Origin of the sequence: Microcystis sp., from assembly GCF_048564745.1 — a bacterium.
Classification (GTDB): domain Bacteria; phylum Cyanobacteriota; class Cyanobacteriia; order Cyanobacteriales; family Microcystaceae; genus Microcystis; species Microcystis ichthyoblabe_A.
Map to the genome: position 1 here is coordinate 1 of NZ_JBLZRT010000066.1, position 5,812 is coordinate 5,812.

Below are 5,812 nucleotides of genomic sequence, written 5' to 3' on the forward strand. Positions count from 1 at the left end.
GCAATCTAGCTTATCTAATAGCCAAAAGCGTGAGATTGCCAACTATGTGACTGAAATGGCTAAACTTTATAAATTTTGTCTCGATCAGGTTGACGTAACCATCGGAGTAGAAGGGGAAGATAAACGAGCGATCGCTACCACCCTGTTTATCTCGGCCCAGAAAAAATTTAGCTTGTAATCAGTAAATCAAGGGGGATTAAATTCCCCCTTATTAGGAGAGTAAAAAGATGGAAAAACACGAAATAGCCGCAATTTTGAGCGATACGCGCCATTATTACCAGAATGAAAATGGCGATCGATTTTACGATATCGAATGGCAGTATAAACAAGGTTTTTTAGGCTTTTTAGCCTTACCCGTGGCTAAGTTTAGCACTGAGGAAAAAGCCAAAAGGTTTCAAAATCGAGCGAATGAAGTGCTAAAAGATTTGTTTAACAACGAGTTTAGCGAGTAATTTCAGTTATCGGTTATCAGTTATTAGAGATTAATCAAAACCGCAATTGTTTCGGTTTTCAAGTGTCAGTTATCAGTTATCGGTTATCAGTTGTCAGTGATTTTTTTTCTGGTACAATCGTTTTACGCTAGAGACAAAAAACCGATGTGACCGCGTGATTCACTTTTAACGCGATCTGAGTAATTCTCCTAACATTCAAAAAAACAACCCGGGACACTGTATATAGTGTCACGGGGATTACTCAAAAAAATGATACCTAACAAATTAACAGACTTTAGCGAAGTTTCGTCAACTTTTTTTACTACCAGTACAAATTTATCATTGATTCCACTCAATGATAAACCATTGTATCATATATCGGACTGCCTACGGACTCTCATCTCAGAGATTATCGATCGCCACGGCAATGCCTCTCAGAACGACAAGGGAGGCCGCCATGAGTAAGAGTTTTCAGCCCCTAAAAAAATCATGCCCAATCTGTAACGGTGCTAGACGCGACTGCCGGCAATCGCTGTTAACTAATTTGATTCACTGCCGGGATATGGATGCTAATCCCCCCGATTACATCCATCGGGGGATAGACAGCAACGGCTTTCATATGTGGGCATTTAAGCCCGATGCTGAAAACTGGAATGATGAGAAGCGCCGGGAGTATCGAGAACAGCGAGAGCGCCAAAAGCAATTAGAGCGAGAAAGACACGCTCGCTCGCTATCCCCTACCGAACGGGATAGAGAAATCAGAAAAATACTCAATCAATTGACTCTATCTGATAGCGATCGCATTCTGCTAAAATCCCGTCGGTATTTGGCCGATGAGAGAATCGGACACTTTAGATCAATTGAACAATGGCAAAAATTAACCCCGGCAGTCTCTCCCGGTTTATCGGGGGTTAATTGGGACGGTAGCAAGCTAAATAATCCCGTTAAGGGGGTTTTAGTCCCAATTCCCAACGAGGACGGGTTATTTGTCGGTTTACGCTTGTATAACCCCAATAGCAAGGAAAATGACCACGGGAAATACTTATGGCTGTCTTCCCGTGCGCGGGGGGTTGAACCTAAGTTACAGAATGGTGAGTTACCGATCGCTATCTATTGGCCCAAAGAGTTAAACCACTATGACCAGATAGGCTTATGCGAAGGGTTAGAGATTAAGCCTGCTATAGCGGCCGATAGATTGGGGATACCCTTTATCGGGGCATCGGGGGGGAATTTTGCGGGTAGTAAGGAATCATTACTAAATGCGATCGAGTCCATAAAAGAAAGATTAAGCAACCCTAACGCGGTCGCGACTCTTTACCCTGACGCGGGTAGTTTAGCCAATGAAAACGTTATTAATCAGTATCGAAAATTAAGCGATATTCTACCGATCAGCGTTGCCTATTGGGGTCACGGTTTTGATAAGAAATTAGGTGATATTGATGAGATAGGGAATCTGGAATCAATCGAATTTCTTAGCCCTAGCCAATTGTTTGAGTTAGCTAAGAATGATTTATCATTCTGGGAAAAGGTAAAACGATTAGCTTTTAAAGATCGGAAAAAAAATAGAAAACCCGCACCCTCACCCTTACCAAATAAACGAGAGGCAAAAATATATGATCGGCCTGAGAGATTAAGTCTATGGGCATCGGGTAAATATATTCTCGATACTTCCCCAACTGGAAGCGGTAAATCTTACGACGCTGGCAAGGCAACCCCTGAGATGATGGGAGTTACAGATTTATTTTATATTACTAATGACCCTCGAAATGTCTCAACCTCTACCCTCAAAGATTGGCCAATATTAGAAGGCCGTCACGCTGGTTTATACCGTAACGAATTGGGGGAATTGAGAACACGAAAAAGGAAAGATTCACTCGATAGGTATCAAGAGAAAGATTTACGGGCTAATTGTGCTAGACCCTTTACCCATGCGGCCTTAGCTAATCAGAATATAAGCCACGGGATAGAATCATCAACTATCTGTCAGGGTTGCCAATTTTTAGAGTTATGCCGGTCGGGTAAGGGTGATTATGATTATCTACAAAAGCGTGCGATTGCATTACAATCTAAGCGATTAATAGCTCACCCGGCATCATTACCTAACCCTAAATCAACCGACCCCGAAAATGGCTACGATTATGGGAATACGACCCTAATTTTTGAGGAAAGCGAACTAAGCGCTAACACTACGAAAATAGTTAAGGTATTAGTGAAAGATACCACGGCCTCGATCGCAGCCTTAGCAAAAAAAGACCCCGATCTGTTTTTATTGCTTAGACCCTTATTAATGGGGATTGAGAAGCTTCTCTCAGAAAAGCAGTCTAATCGGTACGGTTTTGACGGCAAAACCTTAAGAGAGAAGCTTTTAGGGCTAATCCCTAACGATATAGATTTAAATCGTCTGAAAGAAGCATTAACCCCCGATTTAAGCTTTCTTGATCCAATCTCTGAAATGGGGGAAAGCATAGCTGATATGCCGATCGCAGTTCGCCGGGCATTCAGCGAAAAGGATAGCAGTCTAGCGGAAAAAGCAGAAAATGAGACGCTTAAGCAGTGGATACCTGAATTAATTAATGCTTTACAGAATAAAGGCTATTTAAGTCTTAATCACGGTATTTTATCGATTTCTTTTGTTGATTCTCGATTCTTAGCAATCCTCAATGAGGCCGCTAAAATCATTTTCTTGAGTGCCACGGAATCAATAGAAAACCTTGAGGCCCGAACCGGGCTAAAAATCGATCTGATTACCACTGGGGGGGATATTCCAGAAAATATCAATTTTCTGCAAGTGATCGACTTAGGCCGAATGGGTATTAATCGGGGGGAAGGTCAAAAGCGACGATCTAAAGTCATCCTTGACCATTATCGGGAAACCGACCCCAATAACACGGCTGTCATCCGATTCCAGTCTCACTGTAAGGATGATGGGGATGAGACAAGCCTAAGACATTTTGTTAATAGTCAGGGAACCAACTTAATCGCTGGTGTTACCCGTCTAATCATCGATGGACTACCTACACCCAACTTAGAAGCGTTAAGGCATGATTACGCTATTAGCACGGGTAATGACCCCTATGGTGAGGACTTCGATCGCTATGTCCATCATCAAATTTTGAGAATCGTGAAACAAGAGACAGGGAGGCCGCGGGCTAATCTTCACCCGGATCGTCGCTTCGAGATTGTTCTCTTGACCGATTATGATTTTAGTGACCTTATCCCCCCTAACCAGATTAAGCAGTGTAAGGCCCATGAGATAACCCCGGATGCTGAAAGTACCAAAGAAAGAACTAACCGTTTAATCCTAGAGGCCGCTAATCAGTTATGGGAAACCGGGGAAAAAATAACCGAACGTGCGATCTCTACTGTAACCGGCATGGCACGGACTACGATCAATCGGTGCCGGGAGTTCTTAGATGAAATTTTGGCCACATTTACTTATAGTAACCCTAATAGCAATTGTGGCCAAGCTGAAAACCTTACTGAGAGCGAGATAGGCTTATTTGATGATGCTGCGGACTACTTAGCGGCCGTTAGTGAGGACTCACTCTTATCGGAATTTGGGAACATCCTAGAGGTATTTGATCGCAATCAGTGGACTACTCTATGGGGATTTATCCCTATTCCAGTCCGGGATAAGCTTCTTAATCAGCTTTTGGCGATCGCCTAGCTAAAACCTAATCCTACCCAAAACCAAAACCGCAAAAATTGCGGATTTTTGCCCTAAAATACCCTGAGAAGTGGTTCACGGTTGCAAGCTACCAACAACAATGTAATTTTTTTTTCTGTCTCTAGTTGAACCCCGCGCCATTGGTAGGCGCGATCGAAAGGTCCGAAAAAGAACCTAGTCTTTTCCCTAAACCCAATCATGGCAAGGGTTTTGACTACTGGCAACCAGTGAAGCTGTGTTAATCGGGCAACCCGGCCCGGTACTCATACGCTCCCCCCTTTGACGGCCTGCGGCCGGAGCGGGGCCAGTGTTCCCGGACGGCTTTTTTTCGGAGGCCTTCGATCGATTCGGGCCAGCCGGGGACATCCATGGCTCTGATTTCTCTAAGGGTGAAATAGCCGGGTTTTGGCGATCGCTTGACATAGCGGGGCTTGTAATCGGTGTGGCTGTAATCGGTCATGTCAGTCAGGGTTAGGGCTGATCGGTTTTGGGGAAGTAAAGCTTACCTCTCAGTATTAGGTGTTTAATCGCGTTTTTTCCTTGAGGGGAAGTATCAATCACCCCTGCTTTAGCCCATTTATTCAGATAGTAGTAGCTGGTATCTTCTATCCCCTTAGATATTAGGTACTCATGGGCCTGATTGGGATTCATGCCCTCCCCCTTCCCCGGTTCAATTGGGGAACTGTCATCCGGGACGGTTTCGATCGCGTCCGTGTCCGGTTCATTAATAGATGAGATTGATTCACTATCAGACTCAACTGTTTCGATTGGGGAAGCGATCAAAGTATCTGGAAAGTCCACAATCTTTTTTTCTGGGTCCTCGATCGCGTCCGGTGGTGAGGGTGGTGAGTCCGGGAAAATGTCACCGTTACCACCCTTACCCAATTTATCGGGGGGAAGGGAAGGTTCCCCGGTGGGAAGGGGGGAAGTGGCGATCGAGCATTCCTTTTCTCTCTTTAGTAAAGGTTTCATATCGTCTATCTGTTGGCTATCCGTGTCTATTCTGTCTATCTCTTGACTATCCAACTGGATAGCGAGGGCATTTAGGCGATGCTCTAGGCTAGTGATTTTGTCGGATAATTCTCGATCGCAGTCGGTTAGGCGATCGTCAAAAGCTTCTATCCAGTCGGTTAGTTTTTTGGCTATTATGCCTACTCGTTCGTCTAGTCTTTGAGTATCCGTCTCTAATTTGTCTATCCGGTCACTGCCTATCTGATTGTCTATCTTGTCTATCCGGTTCCCCTTACCCGTGACTAGCGATATGTCTATCTCACCGGATAGGCAACCTGAGATAAAATCATATAGAAGTGAGGCTGTGTCAGTGTTTTGGCTTTTTGCCAAGTCTCCAAAAGCTTGCCTCTTGTCCCCTTCGATACGGATCGTGATTAATTTATCGCGTGCCATATTTGTCTATCCGTTGTCTATCTGTCTATTCATAGGATAGCCAATTGTATAGCCAATGTCTAGCCAATAGTGGACACTTTGAGAATTGGCACTCGATCGCTAAATCAATCCCACAGCGTCCCGGACGTTTTCATCGGTGACTTCCAGATAGAAAGCTAGGGCCGCTAAAGATGAATGCCCTGATATTCTTTGAATCGTTCTTAGTGGAACCCCCGCTAAGTGCATTCTGGTTAAAGCCGTTCGCCGGAATGAATGGGTAGAAATTCCTTTTAATCCCAATCGATCGCAAGCTTGCCTAAGAACTAAGTCA

Annotated in this window: 5 protein-coding genes; 2 read left to right on the forward strand and 3 right to left on the reverse strand. The window is 44.3% G+C overall.

All coding sequences use genetic code 11. From position 1 onward, the window contains the following. The first annotated feature begins 227 nt into the window (after positions 1-227). Positions 228-452, forward strand: coding sequence for a hypothetical protein (locus ACOCD9_RS09180; protein WP_419547178.1), 225 nt, complete (start codon positions 228-230; stop codon positions 450-452). A 334-nt stretch (positions 453-786) separates the two neighbouring features. Beyond that, positions 787-4,098: a hypothetical protein gene (locus tag ACOCD9_RS09185; protein WP_419547180.1), complete on the forward strand. Its 3,312-nt coding sequence runs from the start codon at positions 787-789 to the stop codon at positions 4,096-4,098. 238 nt (positions 4,099-4,336) lie between these two features. Here ACOCD9_RS09185 and ACOCD9_RS09190 read toward each other — a convergent pair whose 3' ends face one another. The 3 genes from ACOCD9_RS09190 to ACOCD9_RS09200 form a co-directional block, all read right to left on the reverse strand. Then, a complete protein-coding gene (locus tag ACOCD9_RS09190; protein ID WP_419547181.1) occupies positions 4,337-4,558 on the reverse strand; it encodes a DNA-binding protein in 222 nt (73 codons plus the stop codon). An 11-nt stretch (positions 4,559-4,569) separates the two neighbouring features. Further along, the gene (locus ACOCD9_RS09195) at positions 4,570-5,502 is read right to left on the reverse strand and encodes a hypothetical protein (protein WP_419547182.1); all 933 of its coding nucleotides are present in this window, start codon (positions 5,500-5,502) and stop codon (positions 4,570-4,572) included. A 99-nt stretch (positions 5,503-5,601) separates the two neighbouring features. Continuing rightward, a partial coding sequence (locus ACOCD9_RS09200) for a tyrosine-type recombinase/integrase (RefSeq protein ID WP_419547184.1) occupies positions 5,602-5,812 on the reverse strand: 211 nt, incomplete at its 5' end.